This is a genomic window from Paenibacillus sp. FSL L8-0663, from assembly GCF_038008125.1.
GTDB classification, from domain to species: domain Bacteria; phylum Bacillota; class Bacilli; order Paenibacillales; family Paenibacillaceae; genus Paenibacillus; species Paenibacillus polymyxa_D.
In genome coordinates, this window is record NZ_JBBOYM010000001.1 from 5,427,662 (window position 1) to 5,450,744 (window position 23,083).

General features: G+C 47.3%; 16 protein-coding genes. 6 read left to right on the forward strand and 10 right to left on the reverse strand.

The features are described from left to right. Positions 1 to 13: 13 nt before the first annotated feature. Complete coding sequence (locus MKY75_RS24080; RefSeq protein ID WP_340886790.1) at positions 14 to 958, reverse strand: AraC family transcriptional regulator; 945 nt, start codon at positions 956 to 958, stop codon at positions 14 to 16. 166 nt (positions 959 to 1,124) lie between these two features. On the opposite strand from MKY75_RS24080, the gene MKY75_RS24085 reads away from it, so the two are divergent. From MKY75_RS24085 to MKY75_RS24095, 3 genes are all read left to right on the forward strand, one after another. After that, positions 1,125 to 3,323, forward strand: coding sequence for a glycoside hydrolase family 52 protein (locus tag MKY75_RS24085; RefSeq protein WP_340886792.1), 2,199 nt, complete (start codon positions 1,125 to 1,127; stop codon positions 3,321 to 3,323). 35 nt (positions 3,324 to 3,358) lie between these two features. Then, positions 3,359 to 5,530, forward strand: coding sequence for an alpha-glucuronidase family glycosyl hydrolase (locus MKY75_RS24090; protein WP_340886794.1), 2,172 nt, complete (start codon positions 3,359 to 3,361; stop codon positions 5,528 to 5,530). A 307-nt stretch (positions 5,531 to 5,837) separates the two neighbouring features. Further along, positions 5,838 to 9,428: a family 14 glycosylhydrolase gene (locus MKY75_RS24095; protein WP_340886797.1), complete on the forward strand. Its 3,591-nt coding sequence runs from the start codon at positions 5,838 to 5,840 to the stop codon at positions 9,426 to 9,428. 180 nt (positions 9,429 to 9,608) lie between these two features. Here the strand turns inward: MKY75_RS24095 and MKY75_RS24100 are convergent, their stop codons facing one another. From MKY75_RS24100 to MKY75_RS24135, 8 genes are all read right to left on the reverse strand, one after another. Further along, positions 9,609 to 9,722, reverse strand: coding sequence for a putative holin-like toxin (locus MKY75_RS24100; RefSeq protein WP_016822651.1), 114 nt, complete (start codon positions 9,720 to 9,722; stop codon positions 9,609 to 9,611). A 161-nt stretch (positions 9,723 to 9,883) separates the two neighbouring features. Further along, on the reverse strand, positions 9,884 to 10,621 hold the full coding sequence (locus MKY75_RS24105; RefSeq protein ID WP_165145740.1) for an ABC transporter permease: 738 nt from the start codon (positions 10,619 to 10,621) through the stop codon (positions 9,884 to 9,886). Between the two features lie 28 nt (positions 10,622 to 10,649). Continuing rightward, positions 10,650 to 11,360, reverse strand: a complete 711-nt coding sequence (locus MKY75_RS24110) for an ABC transporter permease (protein ID WP_165145737.1) — start codon at positions 11,358 to 11,360, stop codon at positions 10,650 to 10,652. Beyond that, positions 11,353 to 12,279: an ABC transporter ATP-binding protein gene (locus MKY75_RS24115; RefSeq protein ID WP_165145734.1), complete on the reverse strand. Its 927-nt coding sequence runs from the start codon at positions 12,277 to 12,279 to the stop codon at positions 11,353 to 11,355. The genes MKY75_RS24110 and MKY75_RS24115 overlap by 8 nt, the downstream gene beginning before the upstream one ends. Positions 12,280 to 12,469: 190 nt before the next feature. Then, positions 12,470 to 13,498, reverse strand: a complete 1,029-nt coding sequence (locus tag MKY75_RS24120; protein ID WP_340886798.1) for an NADH:flavin oxidoreductase/NADH oxidase — start codon at positions 13,496 to 13,498, stop codon at positions 12,470 to 12,472. A 318-nt stretch (positions 13,499 to 13,816) separates the two neighbouring features. Further along, the gene (locus MKY75_RS24125) at positions 13,817 to 15,121 is read right to left on the reverse strand and encodes an ABC transporter substrate-binding protein (RefSeq protein WP_039271867.1); all 1,305 of its coding nucleotides are present in this window, start codon (positions 15,119 to 15,121) and stop codon (positions 13,817 to 13,819) included. 106 nt (positions 15,122 to 15,227) lie between these two features. Beyond that, a complete protein-coding gene (locus MKY75_RS24130) occupies positions 15,228 to 16,874 on the reverse strand; it encodes a response regulator (protein ID WP_165145731.1) in 1,647 nt (548 codons plus the stop codon). Continuing rightward, complete coding sequence (locus MKY75_RS24135) at positions 16,867 to 18,732, reverse strand: cache domain-containing sensor histidine kinase (RefSeq protein ID WP_029518755.1); 1,866 nt, start codon at positions 18,730 to 18,732, stop codon at positions 16,867 to 16,869. The genes MKY75_RS24130 and MKY75_RS24135 overlap by 8 nt, the downstream gene beginning before the upstream one ends. A 121-nt stretch (positions 18,733 to 18,853) precedes the next feature. Between MKY75_RS24135 and MKY75_RS24140 the strand changes: the two genes are divergently transcribed. Both MKY75_RS24140 and MKY75_RS24145 read left to right on the forward strand, forming a co-directional pair. Beyond that, positions 18,854 to 19,750, forward strand: a complete 897-nt coding sequence (locus MKY75_RS24140; protein ID WP_029518756.1) for a carbohydrate ABC transporter permease — start codon at positions 18,854 to 18,856, stop codon at positions 19,748 to 19,750. Beyond that, on the forward strand, positions 19,750 to 20,580 hold the full coding sequence (locus MKY75_RS24145; RefSeq protein ID WP_039271872.1) for a carbohydrate ABC transporter permease: 831 nt from the start codon (positions 19,750 to 19,752) through the stop codon (positions 20,578 to 20,580). The genes MKY75_RS24140 and MKY75_RS24145 overlap by 1 nt, the downstream gene beginning before the upstream one ends. Positions 20,581 to 20,674: 94 nt before the next feature. On the opposite strand, the gene lepB is transcribed toward MKY75_RS24145, so the two are convergent. Then, positions 20,675 to 21,295: a signal peptidase I gene (gene lepB / locus MKY75_RS24150; RefSeq protein WP_029518758.1), complete on the reverse strand. Its 621-nt coding sequence runs from the start codon at positions 21,293 to 21,295 to the stop codon at positions 20,675 to 20,677. 331 nt (positions 21,296 to 21,626) lie between these two features. On the opposite strand from lepB, the gene MKY75_RS24155 reads away from it, so the two are divergent. After that, positions 21,627 to 22,979 (forward strand): right-handed parallel beta-helix repeat-containing protein, encoded by a 1,353-nt coding sequence (locus tag MKY75_RS24155; RefSeq protein WP_165145725.1) that lies wholly within the window; start codon positions 21,627 to 21,629, stop codon positions 22,977 to 22,979. Positions 22,980 to 23,083: the final 104 nt, after the last annotated feature.

The window sequence follows — 23,083 nt, forward strand, 5'->3', positions numbered from 1 at the left end:
GGAATACTTATTTTTATTCAGATGGGCTTCCCTGCACTGAGCTTTTGCGATAGGATGTCGGCGACTGGCCCGACCAGCGCTTGAACTGTCTGCTAAAATGCGCAATATCCCCATAGCCGAGCATATCGGCAATTTGTTGCACCGACCATTGCGGATCAGCCAACAGCAACTTGGCCTCATGCAGCACAAGCCCGGATAGATATACACGGGGGGAAACGCCGAAAACACTACGGAATACACGATTACAATGGGATACGCTAATACCTAACTCGGAGGAAATCCCCTCGATCCCATCCTGTTTTTCCACCGAGCCAGCCTGCCCATAGGGCTGATTCACTCTGCCCTGAAGACGACTGGCAATCTGATGGGCAAGCTCTGCCTGCACATATCCACGCCCCGGCAGATGAGCGGCTTCGCTGGATACAGCCTCCCACAACGTTGCGAACAGTTCAAACACAGCAGATTGAATCCGCATTCGCTTTGCCACCGAATCACTACCAATTCCTATGTCTTCCGGCGTTGAAAGATCGAGCAACTTGCCCAGCGCTGGTCCCATCTGCCCTGCCACTGTGCCTTCAGCTGGAAACAGCACCTGCTCCAGACGACTCAGCAGCGAGAGAAACAGCTTATCATCAATGTCGAAATGCATACAAAAATACGTAAATCCCTCTCCGTTACTATGACTGGAGTGAACAATCCCCGGACGCAGCAGCACCAGATCACCCTGTCGCTGGGTATAGCTGCGACCATCCACAACCGTGATCTGTTCTCCCGCAAGCACGATGTTAATTTCATATTGAGGATGCTCGTGTGGCGGATAGCTCCACTCTCTTCCCACACTTCGTGTATGAATGGCAAACAGATTGACTGTGGTCCGCACATCGGGAAAAAAGAATTCCTCTCCGGCAGCTGTAAGGTCCGGATGATGGGGACGCTTCGGTAAACGTGGTGACGACATGTTTTCCCTCCTGGCTTACTTACATGGATATACCCCAGTATATCGCTTTCAGCGCGATTTGGATAAATAGTTGAGCGATTTGACAATGGTTCCCCACCACATGACATGCTAGGCTCTAAGTGAAGTTAATCAAAGTTGAACTTTATCATGAAAGGGGTTTCATTATATGTCGAAAAATATATTTTATAACACACAGCATGCACCTATCGGTTCTTTTTCCAGCTTTACACTTGGGTTTAAGGGTAATCGCGGCGGACTTGGTTTGGAGCTGGGCAAGCCTGCCGACGAAAATGTATATATCGGGCTGCAATCCAGAGATGGCGAATCATACGAGGCGCTTCCCTTCTTTGCATCCACACAGGATGAAAGTGCCCGCTACGACGTGGAGAAAAAGGGTAAACGAACGGAACCGCAGCTTATGGCCTTTGCTGATTCCGACATTACCCGTGAGCTAAAAGTAGGAACGGATACATGGCAGGCCGGCGATTTGACGTTCCGGCTGTACTCTCCTGTTCGCCCGGTACCCGAGCCGGGAATTGCAGGTATGGATGAACTGCGAGCAGCGTTGGTTCCGGCGGTATTCGCCGAGCTAACCGTCGATAACACGCAGGGGACTGCAGCGCGAAGAGCTTTTTTCGGCTATCAGGGCAGTGATCCGTATAGCGGCATACGCATTATAGGAGAAGATCCGCGCAGGGACACTACGGATTCTACCCCATTGGAGGAAAGACTCACAGGCATCGGCCAAGGGCGCAGTACAGCCATTGTGACCAACAGCAGCGAAGCAGTACCTGCCAGCGGATTTGCAATGGAGAAGCTGCTTGGGGAGACCATGGCCGAGAATTTATCCTTTGGCCTGGGCACGACGGGTGCGCTCCTGATGGACGTTCCCGCAGGTGAGAAGCGCACATATGCCTTCGCCATATGCTTCTATCGCGGCGGCATTGTGACAACAGGCATCGAAGCGTCGTATTACTATACCCAGCTGTTCAAGGATATTGAGGACGTGGGAAACTATGCGTTGAAGCATTTTACAGACCTGACTGCAGCCTGTGTTCAGGCTAATCGCTGGATGGAGTCGGCAGACCTGAGCCCGGACCAGAAATTTATGCTCGCTCAGGCGATCCACAGCTACTACGGCAGTACTCAACTGCTGAGTCACCAAGCGGACGGAGAACCGATCTGGATTGTGAACGAAGGCGAGTATCGGATGATGAATACCCTCGATCTGACGGCGGATCAGCTTTATTATGAATTGATTTTGAATCCATGGACGGTACGCAACGAGCTGGAGTGGTTTGTCCAAAGGTACAGCTATCGGGATGAGGTACGCTTTCCGGGAGAGGAACAGACCTATCCCGGTGGTATCACGTTTACCCATGATATGGGCGTAGCCAACGTGTTCTCCCGGCAGGGATACTCCTGTTATGAGCTGGCAGGGATTGACGACTGCTTCTCTTACATGAGCCACGAGGAACTGGTGAACTGGCTTTGCTGCGCCACGGTATATATCGAGCAGACACAGGATCAGTCATTTACGACACGTATGCTACCTGTTTTGTGTGACTGCTTCGAAAGCATGCTACGACGGGATCACCCCGACCCGGCACAACGAAACGGCTTGATGGGCTTGGACAGCTCTAGAACCCGGGGAGGCGCGGAAATTACGACCTACGACAGTCTGGACGTATCTCTGGGTCAGTCCCGCAACAACATCTATCTGGGCAGCAAATGCTGGGCTGTATATGTTGCTCTGGAAAAGATATTTGCCTCAAAAGGGCTTAACTCCCTTTCACAGGAGGCTGGCTTACAGGCAGACAAATGCGCAGCAGCGATCACAGCACATATGACAGACAAGGGCTATATTCCAGCAGTTATTCAGGAAGGTAATGACTCGCAGATTATTCCTGCCATTGAGGGACTGATCTTCCCTTACTTTACAGGATGTGAGGCTGCGCTTAAGCCTGATGGACGGTTCGGTGGATATATCCAAGCACTGCGGCGCCATTTGGAAACTGTACTGGTACCGGGAGTTTGTCTGTTTGAAGACGGAGGCTGGAAGCTGTCCTCGACCAGTAACAACTCCTGGCTGAGCAAAATCTATCTGTCACAGTTTATTGCCCGCGAGCTGCTGGAACTGCCTTGGGAAGAAGCTGGGCAGGCCGCAGACGCTGCCCACGTCTCATGGCTTCTTCACCCTGAAGAATCCTATTGGTGCTGGAGCGATCAGATACTCTCCGGTATTGCCCATGGCAGTAAATATTATCCGCGCGGAGTTACCGCTATTTTGTGGCTGTATGAAGGCAACGGCAACCGTCTGACTCTCCCAGAGCATATGAGTCAGGATCAGAAACAGCATGTCTGAGGATCATCTTCACCTGCCCAAAAGGAGGCTCCAATATGAGCAAGCTTATGGATATGCCAAAAGAAAGCGGCTATGCGGCTTGGCTGCATTACAGCCGCAATAGTAAGGTACAAAAGCTGCCCGCTTGGTGCAGGGTCATCGTGGTCCATGAGACAGATGAAGTGCTTCAATCGGCTGCGAGTGAGCTTCAGCACGGATTGACCTCCATGTTTGGACAGCAGCCGAAGATCAGCGCCGTTCCTGTGAATGCGCCATTCATTGCGCTGGGTACGTTCCCAGCGCATCCTTTGGTCGCAGAACGATTCAGCGCAGAGGAACAGGCAGAAGTGGGTGCAGAAGGCTACCGAATTCGCGGGATAGAGATGCCAGATCCAGCATATTCAGCTTCGCACGGTAACGATGAGTTCAAAGGACCGTACGTTATAGTCGCGGGGCAGACCTCCAAAGGCGTATTGTATGGAGTCTTTCATCTGCTGCGCTACCTTCAAGGAGGATTAGACGGCAAACTGAAACCCGCCGCCGAGGAATCATTGCACGCTCCCCTTCTAGACCTATTGTCTAATCCAGCTAATCCCATCCGCATGATCAACCACTGGGATAACATGGATGGTAGTATTGAACGCGGGTATGCGGGTGGGTCCATTTTCTACGACAATAATGCCTTTACTGCAAATATGGAGCGCCTGCGAGACTATGCCCGTCTACTCGCTTCTGTAGGCATTCAAGCGCTATCCATTAACAATGTGAATGTCCATCAGGTAGAAACCGAGCTGATTACAGATAAATTCCTACCGGATGTGGCCAAAGTAGCTGCGGTATTCCGCGCCTATGGCATACAGATCTACTTGAGCATTAACTATGCCAGTCCTATTCAGCTCGGCGGGTTAACTACAGCCGATCCCTTGGAACCAGCTGTAGCTGAATGGTGGCAGACCAAAGCCCAGGAAGTTTACGCCGCCGTTCCTGATCTGGGTGGTTTTGTGGTCAAAGCCGATTCCGAAAATCGGCCCGGACCGTTCAGCTACGGGCGCCATCACGCCGATGGAGCCAATATGCTGGCAGATGCGTTGCAGCCCTATGGCGGACGTGTGATTTGGCGCTGCTTTGTCTACAATTGCAAGCAGGACTGGCGCGATCGCAAGACGGATCGGGCCCGCGCAGCCTTTGACCATTTTAAACCACTGGATGGGCTGTTTCGGGAGAATGTCATTTTACAGATCAAAAATGGCCCCATGGATTTTCAGGTGCGGGAGCCTGTCTCCCCCCTGTTCGGTGCGCTGGAATCCACTCAGGTACTGCTGGAATTTCAAATTGCGCAAGAGTACACCGGCCAACAGAAGCATCTATGTTACCTTGTTCCCCAATGGAAGGAAGTATTGGATTTTGACACCTACGCCCTAGGAAAAGGCTCCACCATCAAGCGTATCGTGAGTGGCGCTCTGCATTCTCCCAAGCATGCCAACTATGGAATAGCCGCTGTATCCAATATTGGTGCAGACACCAATTGGACCGGACATTTGCTCGCCCAGTCCAATCTTTATGGCTATGGTCGGCTGGCATGGGACCCGGAGCTGTCTGCAGACGAAATCGCTGATGAGTGGGTTCGACTGACGTTTGACAGACAAGGGAATACCGACGGCGGCACAGATTTAATCTCTACCATTAAACAGATGCTGCTCGATTCATGGAATATCTACGAATCCTACACCGCCCCTCTGGGGGTCGGCTGGATGGTCAGTCCCGATCACCACTATGGGCCGGATGTAGACGGGTACGAATATTCCAAGTGGGGAACCTACCATTTTGCTGATTGCCGAGGGATTGGAGTAGATCGCACGACCGCAACCGGGACCGGCTATGCAGGACAATATTTTGCTCCCCATGCCGATATCTACGAATCTACGGACACCTGTCCGGATGAGCTGCTCTTATTCTTTCACCATGTCCCTTATACACACTTGCTCCACTCCGGCCAAACTGTCATACAGCACATTTATGATACCCATTTTGAAGGTGCAGAACGTGCGGCCCATCTCCGAGACACATGGGTTAGTCTACGAGGGCAGCTGAATGATACCATGTATGAGCAGGTGCTGGAGCGGCTGGAGCATCAGGCAGAGCATGCCAAAGAATGGCGGGATCGGGTCAATACGTATTTCTACCGTAAAAGCGGCATTGCCGACCAGAAGGATCGCTCTATTTATTAAGCAGGCTGTCTCGGCAATACTTTCCATACAGACTGGAACAAGACTTTTATACGCTTAGGTTCATTTTCTCCTATACTGGCTTGGCTATCCGCACATCACTAAAAGGCATGCGTCTTTCTCAGACCGATGCCTTATTTTTTTGCCTGTAGACTTTTAAGCACACGGTTGCTTACGTAAAATGTCATATTTGTCCACCTTGAGTGCGCAATAAATTCTTCTTTTTATGCAACCGCTTGCTTTATACTATTTTTGTAGACGTTTACAAAATGTTGTCGAATTAGAATATGCTTTGGGGAGGATGATCGGTTTGACCTTGTATCGAAGTCTATGGAAAAAAGGGTGTATGCTTCTACTAAGCCTTGTGCTGTCTCTGACCGCCTTCATTGGCTCACCCTCTAATACGGCGAGCGCAGCGGTTGCAGATGATTTTCAAGCTTCCGTTATGGGACCGCTGGCGAAAATCAATGACTGGGGTGCCTTCAAAAAGCAGCTACAAACGTTGAAAAACAATGGCGTGTATGCCATCACTACCGACGTCTGGTGGGGCTATGTGGAGAGCGCAGGAGATAACCAGTTCGATTGGAGCTACTACAAGACCTATGCAAACGCCGTGAAGGAAGCGGGACTGAAGTGGGTTCCTATCATCTCAACGCATAAGTGTGGAGGAAATGTGGGAGATGACTGCAACATCCCACTGCCAAGCTGGCTGCCGAGCAAGGGCAGTGCAGATGAAATGCAGTTCAAGGACGAAAGCGGCTATGCCAATAGTGAAGCCCTCTCCCCATTGTGGAGCGGAACCGGTAAACAATATGACGAGCTGTATGCCTCATTCGCTGAAAACTTTGCCGGATATAAAAGTATCATTCCCAAAATTTATTTGAGCGGCGGTCCTTCTGGGGAATTGCGCTATCCGTCCTACTATCCAGCAGCAGGGTGGAGCTACCCGGGACGAGGCAAGTTCCAAGCTTATACTGAAACAGCCAAAAATGCATTCCGCACAGCTATGAATGACAAGTACGGATCATTGGACAAGATTAATGCTGCTTGGGGCACCAAACTTACCAGCCTTAGCCAAATCAATCCACCGACCGATGGGGACGGATTTTACACGAACGGCGGATATAATTCCACATATGGAAAGGATTTTCTGTCGTGGTACCAAAGTGTACTTGAGAAGCATCTAGGTGTCATCGGAGCAGCGGCTCACAAAAACTTCGATTCTGTGTTTGGTGTCCGGATCGGGGCCAAAGTTTCCGGTCTGCACTGGCAAATGAACAATCCTGCTATGCCGCACAGCACAGAACAAGCGGGTGGATATTATGATTACAACCGTCTCATTCAGAAATTCAAGGATGCCGATCTAGACCTGACATTCACTTGCCTGGAGATGACTGACAGTGGCTCAGCACCGAATTATTCGTTGCCGTCCACCCTGGTTGATACCGTCTCCTCCATCGCGAATGCCAAGGGTGTTCGCCTGAATGGTGAAAATGCACTTCCGACAGGCGGCAGCGGCTTCCAAAAAATCGAGGAGAAAATCACGAAGTTCGGTTATCACGGGTTTACGTTATTGCGCATCAACAATCTCGTCAACAATGATGGCTCACCAACCGGTGAGTTGAGTGGATTCAAACAATATATCATCAGCAAAGCCAAGCCTGACAATAATGGCGGTACAGGCAACAAAGTAACGATATACTACAAAAAAGGCTTTAACTCACCTTACATTCACTACCGTCCGGCTGGCGGAAGCTGGACTGCAGCGCCAGGTGTGAAAATGCAGGATGCCGAAATTAGCGGCTATGCTAAAATTACCGTCGATATCGGTTCTGCCTCCCAATTGGAAGCCGCTTTTAATGACGGCAATAACAACTGGGACAGCAACAACACCAAAAACTACTCCTTCAGCACGGGCACTTCTACGTACACGCCCGGTAACAGCGGCAATGCGGGAACGATCACATCTGGCGCTCCAGCGGGTACGATTCCCGGGGATGGCGGCGGTACAACTAACAAGGTAACGGTATACTACAAAAAAGGCTTTAACTCGCCTTATATTCACTACCGCCCAGCTAACGGAAACTGGACTGCCGTACCCGGTGTGAAAATGCAGGATGCCGAGATTAGCGGCTATGCCAAAATTACCGTTGATATCGGTTCTGCCTCCCAATTGGAAGCTGCTTTTAATGACGGCAATAACAGTTGGGACAGCAATAACTCGAAGAACTACCTTTTCAGCACTGGAACTTCTACCTACACACCCGGCTTGAACGGGGCTGCAGGATCTATCCGAACGGGGGCACCTTCGGGGGGCGTCCTCAGCGTAGGGGCTTCTACCTACGCAACCGACCTCAACGAAGTGGCAGGACCTATCCCAACAGAAAAACTTTCGGGTGTAACCTTAAACGTAAGCACTTCTACCTACACACCCAATGTTAACGGAGTTGAAGTAACTGCTCAAACGGAGGCGCCTTTAGGCGCCTTCACTCCTATAGATCCGGGTACCCTTTCCAAGCCCACTCCCCTCAACGTAGACTGGAGCGAACAAAGCATTTATTTTATCATGACAGACCGATTTAGCAACGGAGATCCGTCCAACGATAACTACGGTGGCTTCAATTCCAACAACAGCGATCAACGCAAGTGGCATGGTGGCGATTTTCAAGGTATTATTAACAAACTCGACTACATTAAAAATATGGGGTTTACCGCGATCTGGATTACCCCGGTAACGATGCAAAAGAGTGAATACGCTTACCACGGCTATCATACGTATGATTTTTATGCGGTAGACGGGCATCTCGGTACAATGGACAAGTTCAAAGAGCTGGTTGGTAAGGCACATGACAAAAATATCGCTGTGATGCTGGACGTCGTCGTGAATCACACAGGTGATTTCCAACCGGGGAACGGCATCGCCAAGGCTCCTTTTGATAAAACAGATTGGTATCATCACAATGGTGAAATTACAGGTGGGGACTACAACTCTAACAACCAATGGAAAATTGAAAACGGTGATGTGGCTGGACTGGATGACCTAAATCATGAAAACCCCGCTACCGCAAATGAGCTTAAAAACTGGATCAAATGGCTGCTGAATGAGACAGGCATCGACGGACTGCGGTTGGATACCGCCAAGCATGTACCGAAGGGTTTTCTAAAGGATTTTGACCAAGCCGCCAATACCTTCACCATGGGTGAAATTTTCCATGGCGACCCTGCTTATGTGGGGGATTACACCCGGTATCTCGATGCCGCATTGGATTTTCCGATGTATTATACAATCAAGGATGTCTTCGGACACGATCAATCCATGAGAAAAATCAAGGAACGCTACTCCGATGATCGTTACTATCGCGATGCCCAGACCAACGGTGTATTTATTGACAATCATGATGTAAAACGTTTCCTGAATGACGCCTCCGGCAAGCCGGGTGCTAACTATGACAAATGGCCACAGCTCAAAACTGCTTTGGGCTTTACTCTGACATCACGCGGAATTCCAATCATCTACCAAGGTACTGAGCAAGGCTTTAATGGCGGAGATGATCCCGGCAATCGGGAGAATATGGCTTTCAACTCCAACCATGACCTGTATCAGTACATCGCTAAGCTGAACAATGTGCGCAACAACCACCCTGCTCTGCAAAACGGCAGCCAAAAGGAAAAATGGGTGGACGACTCCTTTTACAGTTTTCAGCGCTCTAAAAACGGTGACGAGGCCATCGTATTTATCAACAACTCCTGGAATAGTCAAACCCGCACGATTGGCAACTTCGATAATCTGTCCAACGGAACCCGCCTGACCAACCAGCTAAGCAACGACTCCGTTCAGATTAACAATGGTTCAATCACCGTGACTCTCGCTCCAAAGGAAGTTAAAATTTTCACCAAGTAAACAGCGTTATTCAGTTACACTGGTTATTCAGATGTGCTAAAATAAATGATAGAAGGATATACTAAAAAAGAGCAAGGATGCTGGTAACATCCCTACTCTTGGCAACAGCCGCTTTGAAGAGCGGTCGGCTGAAAAGGGCTAGCTATTAGAAATAGACCGTGTTCCCCTCTCCAGGGCGGTCTATTTCTTTTTGTTTTGGTTCAACGCAATAACAATCGTAACGATTAATCCGATCAACGCTATTAATAGCGTGCCGAACATCATCATTAATGTCAGAGCATCCTTAACCTCCACAGGCATCACCTCCCTTCCGGGAGATTAGCCGACCGCCCACCTAAGCCATTCTGTTGTTACTGGAATTATAGCACGTAAATCCGTCCTTAAGCGACAACATTTTACAGCTTCATCCAGCCAATCTTATATGGACACTCATCGTCCTTTGCTGCTTACACATTCTACTGTGTCTCTATATGGGTATAGCTTCTTAACGCCAATAAAAGCCCAAGCACAAAAATGATGCAAATACTGATAATCCCTCCAGGAACATTCGTAAATGTTCTGCCCAGTGTGCCATGTGGAGAAAACAATAACGGCACGGTCCATGGATAAAAGGTATTTCCAGGTGTATTAACCAAAACAAAATTTAAACACATAACGGTACACATCCCCATAATGGCGGGCACAAATTTTCTCCAGCGAATGGCGAAGAACGTGATGATCGGGATGAGCATAGCGTGCATAATAATCATTTTAGTGAAGATTCCAAGCTGATATATAACGATTTCAAAGGTTAGCGGTCTGGCCGTAATAAACATACCCAATATCGCAGATAGCACAAATGCTAACAGCAGGCTAACAGCGATGTACATATAGATAACGAGCAGCTTGCTGAAGTAAATCCGAGTTCGGCGAACTGGGTTTGTAAACAGTGCAATATGAGTGTTCTCCTGGTATTCTCTCGCATAGATATAGCAGGTCAAAATGTAATAGCTCATATATCCAGTTATTAAATTAATGGAGGATACCAAATCCATAAAGTATTCATTCCATCCATCACGATCCAAGGAAAGTTTAGGATTTATGGCGTAAGTACTAAAAGTCAAAAATACGGTTGCCATTAAAATAAACACACTTAGAAAAAGAATTTTAGTTCCTTTCAGCTTCAAGCACTCTGCTCTAAACAGGTCAAACATAGTAGCCCTCCTTTCAAAAAATCTTCATTTAGGCTCTTCTTTGATATGTCCATATGGATAAAAACAATCCAAGAAGAAAGATCACGGATAAGCTGAGCCATGCTATTGAAACATTGGTAGGTATAGTCGCACTTCCTTCATTGGGCGACAAAAGATAGGGTACAATCCACGGATACCATTCACTTTTATACATAAAATTTAAAAATATAACAGTACAAACTACGAGTACAACCACCATAATGCTCTTCCAGCGTATAGCAAAAAAAGAGGCAATTGGGATTAACATCGCATGCATCACACACATTTTGGCAAACACTTGAATTTGGTATACCCAGATGGCCATCGTTAAAGGTCGATTTGTAATAAGCATGCCTAATACTGCAGACAGAAACAGAACGATAAATAGCGACACAATAATAAATCCATAAATAATGATCAATTTACTAAAATAAAATTTTGCCTTGGTGACAGGCGTAGTAAACATAAAGAGGTGCGTGTTTTCCTGGTACTCTCTCGCAAAAATATGACCCGTTAAAATGTAATAACTGACAAATCCGGCTGCAACATTAACGAAAAGAACTATGCCTTCAAAATAGTAGGTCCAACCCCGTTTATCAATTGAATATCGGTAAAAAACGGCGCTTGTTACGAATTCCAGCAACACAACAGCCAGCAATATTATAAAACTCAACAAGAAGGCTTTAGAGCCTTTAAGCTTAATGAGCTCTGCTCTAATCACGTCGCCCACCCTCTCCTGAAATGAGAGTCAAAAAGTACTCCTCTAGCGTCTGCTTTGTGGTGTGTATCTCATAAACTGAAAACTGATGATCTATTAACTGTTTATTTAACGCAGATGTATTTTCAATCGGACTATGAATTCTTAGTTGTTGTGGAGATAGCACCTGAGATTGTAGCTGCTTCATGTGCTCTTGTAGAAATGTTTGTACTGCTCCTGCATCGTCTACCTTAAGATCTGTATATTGCTCAAAACCTTCCTCTAACCGGCTCAAACGATCTTCCGCTAACAGTTTTCCATTATGTATAATCCCGATGTGTGTAGCTAACTGCTGAATTTCACTCAAGATGTGACTGGAAATAAGAATTGTTTTCCCGTCTTCCTCGCACAACCGCTTCAATAGCTGACGAATTTCCTTAATTCCAGATGGGTCCAGTCCGTTTGTTGGCTCATCCAATATGAGCAACTCAGGGTCATGAACAAGCGCCCTCGCAATCCCCAATCTTTGCTTCATCCCTAGGGAAAAATCTTTGAACTTCTTTTTACCGGTATGCTCTAAACCTACCGTGGTTAAGGTACGTTCTATTCTTCCATCATCCTTCATTCCCATGTACTTACAGCATATTCTCAGATTATCACGCGCACTCAGGTTTTCGTATAAACCTGGTGTTTCAATAATCGTTCCAATTTTGGAAAAGATAGATGGATAATTCGTCTCCAACCGCTCGCCAAATAAAAAAACCTCCCCACTTGTAGGCTCAATCAGCCTCATCAGCATGCGGATGGTCGTTGTTTTGCCAGCCCCATTCTCACCGAGGAAACCGTAGATACTGCCACGCTCCACGTGTAAGGAAATATCGTCTACAGCTACCGACATCCCGAACTGTTTGCGGAGGCCTTTCGTTTCAATAACATACTGCATTTCTTTCATCCTCCTATACACACCAAATATAATTATTATACAGATTGAATCATCCACAAAATGTAAAAACCATCACATTTATTCATTTGCCAATCATTATCCCGATAAAAACAAAACAGGCACCTGACGAAGCGTACACTTCGTTGCAGGTGCCTTGTTTATATATAAACAACGTGGGATTACTTAGGCCTCAGTAGCCACGTTGATATTGTTCAGGTATGGAAGGCTTCTCACCGCGCAATGCCACCGCTGCATGAGTAGCCCAATATGGATCACGCAGCAATCCACGTCCCACAGCGACCAGATCGGCATCTTCATTGCCGATAACAGACTGCGCCAAGGCTGGTTCATCCAGTGCGCCAACGGCGATGACTGGGATGTTCAGCGCCTCGCGGATTTGGCGAGCAAACGGCACTTGATAGCCCGGATAGCTGCCTGGCTTTCTGGCGCCTGCCGGTCCTTCTCCGCCCGAGCTGACATGGATCACGTCTACGCCTGCAGCCTGATATGCTCGGCTCAGCTCAATAGCATGATCCACATCGTATCCACCATCTACATATTCCACCGCGCTGATGCGGAAGATTAACGGCATACCCGCAGGCATTTCCTTGCGCACAGCCTGAATGACTTCAACGCCGAAAAGGGATAGCTCCTGACCATACACGTCATCACGCTTGTTTGTAACCGGCGAATGGAATTGGTGAATCAAGTAACCATGTGCACCGTGAAGCTCAATCGTATCCACGCCCGCTTGAACCGCACGCCGGGCGGCGTCTGCGAATTTTTGTACCATGCCACGGACTTCCTCTGTGGTCAGTGCGCGCGGCTGTTTATAACTCGCATCCGGGTATGCGATGGCCGAGGGAGCGACCGGCTCTGCTGCATCCTCAGCTTTACGGCCCGCGTGAGCAATCTGAATGCCTACCTTGGACCCGTGCGCATGAATACCGTCAACCAGCTTCTTATAAGCCGGAATATGTTCATCTGACCAAAGACCCAGATCATAATCGGTAATCCGTCCATCCGGTTCCACGTCTGTCATTTCTATAATAATCAGCCCCGTGCCTCCAATTGCTCGGCTTAGGTAGTGAACATGATGCCAATCATTCGGAATCCCATCCTTGGCTGTGACCGAGTATTGGCACATCGGTGCCATGACCACACGATTCTTTAACTCCAAATCTTTGATTGTATACGGTGTAAACAACGAAGTCTTCAAAACGCTCATCTCCTTTTTCATCTCTACCACATAACTAAAAATGCGTTTCAAATTACACGGTCTATTATAAGCACAATCGGCACAGTCCAAACGAAATAAAGAGATTCCCCAACCGGGGTATCCCTCGTATTTGCACCGTGCAGTCATTATGTATATCGTAAGGTTGTAGATGTATTGCACACAATCTATTATCCACAACCTAATAACTTTTTGCAAGTAAATATTTAAATATTATTAAATATTTTTTTGTCTGCATTTTTCCCAACTCTTAGCCATAACACAAAAGACGCCCTTACGGGCGCCCCTGCGAAACCAGTTTTATTGCGCTGAGCCTAATTGGACCCATGCCTTTTCAATCTCTGCAACTGCCTGATCCTTGTTCATGTTACCACTGATATAAGCCTGCATCAGCTCGCCAAATTTTTGATGGAATGTATCCAAGGAGTAGTTAACAGACAGATCACCGGACTTCGACGTTTTCAAAATGCTTTCCATTTCCTTAGGCATTTCCAGATCAGGAAGCGGTGCATCCTTAATTGGAGGAATCACCTTCGCTACCTGGGAGAACCAGTTCTTACCGTATTCCGAAGTGTACAGCCAGTTGAAAAATTCAATCGTTTCCTTCGATACTTCGGAATCCTTATTGATACGCAGTGCCTGATCCGCACCGGTAATGATGACCGATTGATCAGCTTTGTCACTCACCGGATACCCCATGATGCCAATCTTGAGATCAGGGTTAATTTTCTTGATCGCTTCCTCATCCCACGCACCTTTACCCGTCATAAATGCAGCTTTTCCAGATGCAAAATCACTTACTCCCGCATTGCTGTCCCGTTCCAGCGGCTTATCTGTGCCATGTTTCACCGTCAAATCAATGAAGCTAAAGAAGTTGTTGTACAGCACGGGGTAGTCCTTGATTTTTGCTTTACCTGCGATAAAATCACTAACGAGCTGCTTCGACTCCACGCCTGCATCCTGTGCAGCAGCATCTACATAGTGCATGAAGATGTGCTTCCATACCCACCACTCTTTATATGCGTTCGCAAATGGAGTAATGCCCTTCGCCTCCAGCTTGGTGACCGCATCCTGCATCTCTGCAATCGTCTTTGGCGGGGAGGTTATCCCAGCTTTGGTAAGCAAATCTTTGTTGTAAATCAACGAAAACAGGTTCCCCTTCACCGGGAGTCCGAGCACTTTGCCGTCACTGGAACTCATATTCGCTCGAACAGCATCCGTCATGGCTGCTGCTAGCGGCTCATTGGTCAGATCGGCGCTATAATCCGCATACGTGTCGATGTCGCCTCCTGCCGTCGTTTGGAATACATCCGGTGTACTACCTGAAGCTATTTTCGACTTCAGAATCGTGTTGTAGTCTGCCTGCATGATCTCCAAATTGATCTTCACGTTAGGTTTGACCTTCTTATACTCCTCGATATACGCGTTAAAAGCATCGGTATACTCTGGTGAGGCTGTGAACATGTTTATTGTAACCGTTTTCAAATCTTCTTTGCCGCCAGCACTTTCTTTCGACGCATCCGTGCCGCCGCTGCTTCCACATCCGCTCAACAAACCGACCGTCAAAAGCAAACTGCCGGATAACGCCATCATCTTCTTTAACATGGATACTCCCCCATTTGTTTGTGATCAACGTCCATGCGATCATTCTAAAAAATATACTCCAATTTAAAAAGGCAGATTAGTGAAGCATTAAGGGTAAAAAAGTGGTTTATTGCAAGCTCACACGATACTCAGACGGTGATACCTGATAATAATTACGAAAAGCCTTACTGAAATAATTTTTATCTTTGTAGCCGAGCATATCCGAGATTTCTTGTATTTTCAGGCTAGAATCGCCCAGTAGCTCTTTCGCCTTGTCCATCCTAACCTTCTGTACATATTCGTGAATACCGTAACCAAACTGCTGCTTAAACAGCTTCATCAAGTATTCCCGACTCAAAAAATAGGTTTCAGCAAAGAACGAAATTTTAATATCCTCAAAATAATAACGGTCGATGTGCCTTTTGATGTCTGTTATATCAAAGGGCTGGTTCCCCGCTTGAGCATGTTGGACCCCAGCAATGTAAAGCTCCAGCATCCGATTCAATCTCTGACCGTAGTGAACAAAGCTCGTAAAATCAGCAGACAAATCGCTTTCCCCCACGTGCTCCGGTTCTTCCAAAGCTCCATCTTGATTCAACGCTGACGTAGACGCACCCAACTCAATCGCTGCCTCTTTCAGTAGAAAATGGAACTCCCGCATCAATCGATCTGCATCCTGTAAACGGAAAACAGGACCTGTTGCCAATTGTTTCAGCAGATCACCCAGCAGCACCTTTGCCCGGTTTGCCTGACCTGTCTGAGCATCCTTTTGGATCGCCAACAGTTGCTCCGTCCATGACATTTCCTCTGACGTAGCCATTTGCCGGGGCACCGTATGGAGAATAGATTCCCCTTCCAGCTTCAATACATCCGTGCTGTGAATAAGCGTTTTGGCATCCCTATAGGCAGAAGCCAGCTCCACTACGTCTGTACAGAGCTTGCCCACTCCGGCCGCTACTACCATACAGAACAGCCCATGCAGGTTCACAACCGCCTTCTGTGCCACTTGTGCCAGTAGGAGGGACATATGTTCTTCATGCCCTGGGGCCAGGGTACAGATCGAAATGACCTCGCGCTCCCGTCGCGGATGGGGGAAGCTAAAACAACTCAACCGTTCATCTGATGTCTGCGCTAATACATTCGTTACAGCAAAATCCATCAGATCGACATCGCCATGAAAACGTGTCCTGCGAATCTCATCCCTGTTCAGCAGCCGCAGCACGATCACCCCAAAGCGATTCCCCGGCTGATCCGCTCCGATCAATGGGAGCAACGCCGTATTGGCCTGCCTTTTAAAGCTACCGTCCAAAATGGACAAATATAGCTTCTCTTTCAGCTTCGGCAGTGACATATTCAGCGTAATGTTCTGGCTAATGGACTTGTTTTTGCTTTGCTCTCGGCTTTCCAGAATGTCCACTGCTTTGCGCAGTGCCTGGTTCAGATCCTGACGATTGATAGGCTTGAGCAGATAATCCACCACCCGGGATTGAATCGCCTGCCGTGTAAATTCAAAGTCGTTGTAGCCGCTAATGACAATCGTCAACAGATGGGGATATGCCTTCTCGATGGCACGGAGAAATTCGATACCGTTCAGCTCAGGCATTTTCATATCGACCATCACCACATCTATAGGGTGCTGACACAGCAGCTCCAGTCCCAATCTTCCATTCGTCGCTTCATAAATATGTTCGATCCCCAGACGGTCCCAGTCCCCGATAATACGAATGGCTTCGCGCAACGGCTCTTCATCGTCAATAATCAATACGTTATACATGACTACTTCCTCCCCGGGGAATTTGCATTCTCATTTCCGTTCCCGTTTCATCCGTAAGGATGAATAATCCTGCCTGATCTCCATACAAAAGCTTCAACCGTGTGTTCAGATTTTTCAAACCAATATGCTCACTCTCCCGTTCTTCCCATTTTTCATGGAATGAATCCAGCACCAGTCTCAGCTTGTCCTCTGAAAATCCAGGCCCGTTGTCCCTGACTGCAATTGTGGCATTTGCATCTGTAGAACTCGAATCGGCTGAAATGACGATCAGAATATCGCTTGATACTTTTTCCAACGCATGCTTGATAGCGTTTTCCACCAACGTCTGCACAGATAACCTTGGAATCGGCAGCTCCATCAGCATTTCCTCCCATACCACTTCGACCCGCAGTCTCGCCCCGAATCTTGCTTTTTGCAGACCTATATATCGTTCAATATGCTTGAGCTCCTCGCGGGCAGCTACGATATCCTTGCCGTTGATGGAATACCGTAACGTTTGGGCCAACGCATCCACCATATCCGCCATATCGAACATCTCCCGCTTTAATGCCTGTGTGGATATGGCTTGCAGGGCATTGTACAGAAAATGAGGATTAATTTCAGCCTCCAACGCCTTGAGTATGGCGTTCTTTTCGACCAGCTTCATGCGATAGCGCTCATTAATAAGTTCTTCGGTTCTTTGAACCATTTCGTTAAAATGCAGTGACAAATATGCAATCTCGTCATGTCCCTTCACAGGAGCTGTTGCTCCAAAATCTCCGGTGCTAAACCGCTTCATCTGGGTGGACAGCTTATGTAAAGGTCGGGTAATGGCGTTCGAGGTCAGTGTTACTAATATAATAGACACACCTAAAAATAAAGCCCCAATGGCATAGCTCCAGTTTCGTGTTGTCGTAGCTGCTTCATAAATCTGGCGGTATGGGATGGGCTTAATGAGCTGCCACCCATCCTTTTCGCCAGCATCATAGACGACCAAATACTCCTGATTGCCACTGCGATCAGACCACGTTACTCGCCCGCTTCCTCCCTTGCCAATCTGTGCCAACACTCCGGAATCACGCATCCGCTCATATAGCGGAAAGCTGTTCACATAAAAGGGAACCCCTTTAGGGCTCATTAGCATCAATTGGTCCCCTTTGCCCAGTGGAATGTTCTGCATGATTTCATCCACGGTGCTCGTATTGTAATAAAAGGACAGCACCGCCTGCGGGTGACGGGATGCAATCGACCTCAGCACTCGATGGTATGCCATAAAGCTGGCTTGTGGCGCTACATAGCCCATATCAGAGCGGGACCCCACAAAGGATTGAAATGATTCATTCGTGGTACTGGCCATCGCCTCTTTATACCAAGGAAGCTTGGGAATATCTGTATTTACTCCTTTGCGCACCGTAATGTTATACGTCTCCCTGGTCACCACATAGTATTGATGTCGGTCCGCCACGTACAGATAGATCGCTTCCAGATCGGTACGCGAATAAAACATGCTGCGCAAGTAATTCTCAATGACCATTCTCGAAGCATAGTCCCAGTTCTCATTGGCAATCGCGTTCATAATATCGTTGTAACGTAGCTGCGGAAGAGCCAACTGCTGCATTCCCTCCAAGTAATCCTCCAAATTCTGATTGACCAGCAGCAGATTATTGGTCGTGCTGGCGATGCTATGGTTAACCGACTCCTTTTCAATCATCTGATAGGAAATAATTGTGAGTGAGCCCACCACCAGAATAATCACCGAGGTAAAAAGTAGAATGAGCTTGTTCACTAATTTTTGCGTGATTCTCCTCCACATAGAGCGAAGAAACGTTCTTACACGCTCTGACATCATGATAATCGCCCCTTTTGAAAGCGTACACATTTTTACCCTCAACTGTTTTCTTAAATCCATTGGTCCGGCCCTAGAGCTATCCTATACTTTCATTATATCTTAAACAGCTTGGAACGTAAGAGCGGAAAATGTTGAGAAAAAGAGGTGCGTTATGCTGAAAAAAAGGGGAACCCGGGGCGACAAGGGCAGTAAACTGGAATTCGGTTTATTCACACTGCCCGTAATCTTGTGCATTACGATTGCATTTTATATTCCGTTTTTGATGACGATACGCTATTCCCTGACCAAGTGGAACGGCATATCCAAACATCCGAAATTTGTAGGTCTGGATAACTTCAAGCAAATCTTGCTTGGAGACGCCAATTTTGCACATGCAGCCTGGTTTACCGTCAAGTATGCCATCCTGTACATTGTATTGGTGAATGTGCTGGCCATTTTGCTGGCGCTCGTTCTCGATATGAAGTTGAAAAGCTCAGCTTGGTTGCGAGCGGCCTTCTTTATCCCTTATATCCTCAGTCTTGTAATTGTTGGATTCATATGGAAATTTATCTTCATGCAAGGCTTTGAGTCATTGGGTCACAGTACAGGCTGGGGCATCTTCCAGCTCAGTTGGCTGGGTGAGGAAGGGCTCGCGTTTGTTTCCATTTTGGCGGTATCGATCTGGCAATCCATTGGCTTTTACATGGTCATTTATATTGCAGGCTTGCAATCTGTGCCAGAGGATCTAAAAGAAGCTGCCATTGTCGATGGCGCGGGGCCGATTCGGAGATTTTTCAGTATTATTCTACCGATGCTTGCACCTTCCATTACGATCTCAGTCTTCATGGCACTGACCAACTCAATCAAAGTGTTTGACGTCATTTTATCTCTGACCGGCGGTGGGCCGGGAGGTACGACATACAGCATTGCGTATGATATTTACCGGGACACGTTCCAGAACAATCTGTATGGCTACGGAACAGCCAAAGCATTGATTTTATTCGTTGCAGTCCTGATCATTACGATTATTCAATTGTCTATTTTCAAACGCAGGGAGGTTGAAGCCTGATGCAACGCAGCCGTACAGGACGTATTTTGCTAGAAGCGGGCATGATTGTATTATCACTGTTATTTTTGTACCCGCTGTTTCTCGCCATTAACAATTCGTTCAAAAGCTTCGCTGAGGTCATGACCGACGTCATTGCCCTGCCTAAGCAGCTTTCGCTGGATAATTACGTATATGTATGGAAATTCATTGACTATCCACGCCTATTTCTGAATAACACCATTATTACCGTCGTCGGACTGGCAGGTATCGTACTGATATCTTCCATCGCGGCCTACAAGCTGGCAAGAACCAAGAGCAAATGGAGCTCCGTGATTTACATGCTGTGCATTATGCCGATGCTGATCCCGTTTCAGTCCATCATGCTCACTGTCTTGCGACTAGCGAAAGACTTAAATCTGGCAGACAGCACTTGGGGACTTGGCTTGCTGTATTGGGGCTTCGGCGCTCCGCTGGCCGTGTTTATCTATCACGGCTTTGTGAAGGGCATTCCGGTCGAGATTGACGAAAGCGCCAAAATCGATGGGGCCTCGGGCTTCCGGCTTTTCTTTTCCGTAATTTTCCCCTTGCTGAAATCAGTCACCGCCACCATTGTCATTATCGACGTGATGTGGATTTGGAACGATTTTCTGCTTCCGTTACTCATGGTTAACGGCTCGCCCAGCACTAAGACACTGACGCTGGCCGCCTATACCTTCGTCGGACAGTACACATCCGACTGGCAATACGCCATGACCGCGATGGTAATGGCTGTGCTGCCTTCGATTATCGTATTTATTTTTCTGCAAAAATACATTGTCAAAGGCGTTGTTGCCGGAGCCGTCAAAGGCTGATTCAACTACACCCTTACAGATGACCCAAAGAGGACTTGCGTAAACTTTACGCAAGTCCTCTTGTCTTCGTGATGTCCATGCCTGTACTCTGGCCTTATTTATGCTTAACCCATTGCGCGCTATCCACCGGCCAAAAAATCACATCCGCACGGCCAACAATATCTTTAATAGAAACAAAGCCAATAGCACGACTATCCCTACTATTATTGCGGTGGTCGCCCATCACAAAAATATACCCCTCAGGTACCTTGGAATCGGTTATGGTTCCATTTGGAAAGTCCACATTGTTATATAGTTCTCCCTTGGCGTGCGCATCCTGAATAGCTCCCTGAATGTATGACTCCTCTACTTTCTTACCGTTCACATAAAGATTGTCGCCTTGATACCGAATCGTATCGCCAGCCACCCCAATAACACGCTTAATAAAGTCTCTTTGTTCCTTTCTCACATGGAATACAACAACCTCACTCGGCTTGGGATCACGAAAATCGTAAATCACCTTGTTCACGACTACTCGTTCATCTGTCTTGAAATTCGGTTCCATGGACGCTCCCTCAACAATAAATGGCGCAAATAATAGCCAACGTATAATGAACACGAGCACAATGGCTACAATAATGGCCTTAAGCCAATCGATCATCTCCTTTTTCACTCTTGGCTGCTTTTCCTGCAATTGTTCGACAGTTGAATCTGTCAAATGATTTCCACTCTCCATGCGCTAAACCCACCCTTTCCCACAGTCTTCATTCCTATTATATGTATAATGTTTAAGTATAATCAAATTTTCCCAGTCTGACAAAAGTGCATTTTTAGTTGAAACAAAAGTGTGAACTTTTTTTCACAACATTAAAAAAACAGTAAAAAACTGTTGATGCAAACGTTAACATATATTACACTGTGCATATACTTCATAGAGCGTATTAGACATAGGTTAGATCAATCTGTCACCCCAGGAGGTGTCCTGTTTTTACTGGTAAGACAGCATGAGCCACTTTTATATATGCTATCTTCTTTTAAAATAAGAACTCAAATGAGGAGGAATTTACATGTTTAAACGGAATGATCGTCCAAAAAACGGATTTAACGCTCTAAGACTCAGTGTTTCTTTTGTTTTCGCCTCTTCTTGTATTATTGGAACCGCTTACGCAGATACGTTACCCAACGACACCCCTTCTTCCGCACTCACAGAAGAGGCAGTTAGTACAACTGACTCAACCACCGTCTCCACAACGTTAGCGGCAGGAGATTTGTATGTGGCGCCAAATGGTAACGTGTCCAATCCGGGCACCATATCTAGTCCTACCACACTCGAAGCAGCTCTTACACAAATTGCTCCTGGTAAAACCATTTACCTGCGCGGTGGCAACTACACCTACTCCTCAACGATTACAATTCAGCGTGAAAATAGCGGCAATAACGGCTCACTCAAAGGGTTGGTCGCTTACGGTAGTGAAAAGCCGGTACTTGATTTCTCTGCTCAAGCCTTTGGTTCAGCCAATCGTGGACTTCAGCTTAACGGAGACTTTTGGCTGGTAAAGGGCCTTGAAGTAAAGGGTGCCGGAGATAATGGTATCTATATCGGCGGTAGCAATAACCGAATCGAAAACGTGGAAACCCACCACAACCGGGATACTGGACTTCAGCTCGGGCGTTACTCTCCTAACGCTTCCACTAGTGAGTGGCCTTCGAATAATTTGATTTTGAATTCTTACTCTCATGATAACGCTGATCCCGATAATGGTGAGGATGCCGATGGCTTCGCGGCCAAATTGACTGTAGGATCAGGCAATGTGTTTGATAACTGCTTGGCTGCGTACAACGTAGACGATGGTTGGGATTTGTATAGCAAAACAGAAACAGGCCCTATCGGTGAGGTAACCATCCTGAACAGTGTGGCCCACCACAACGGGCAGACCGCAGATGGAACGTCTACCGCGAACAGCGACGGCAATGGCTTTAAGCTGGGTGGAGACAAAATCAAAGTCAACCATATTGTGAAAAACAGTATTGCTTTCCAGAACAAAAAACACGGCTTCACCTACAATAGCAACCCCGGCAGCATTACGTTGACCAATAATACCTCGTGGGACAATGGACAAAGTAATTTTGCTTTTGACAAGGGTGATCACGTGTTCATTAACAATCTTTCCTTTGAGGGAAGCGCCAGTGACAAAACAAGCGGTACAGATCAAGACAACTCTAGCGTTTGGTGGAAAAACAAAAAATCGACGAATGCCAAAGGTCTGGTAGTCAGTGCAGACGACTTTGTTAGTCTCACGCCTTCTATCACTCGAGGTGCAGACGGTTCCATCCAGCTAGGTGATTTCCTTAAGCTGGCCAAAGGGAGCGATCTGATCGGCTCGGGTACTCCGAGCGGAAAAAATATAGGGGCACGTTAAAAGCCCCGCTTAATCAGGACGCCCTGGCCCATCTACCAACTTAGACAATTCTGCATAATATAGCGACCGGTGATTGTCCTCATAACCAGACAAAATATGAGGTG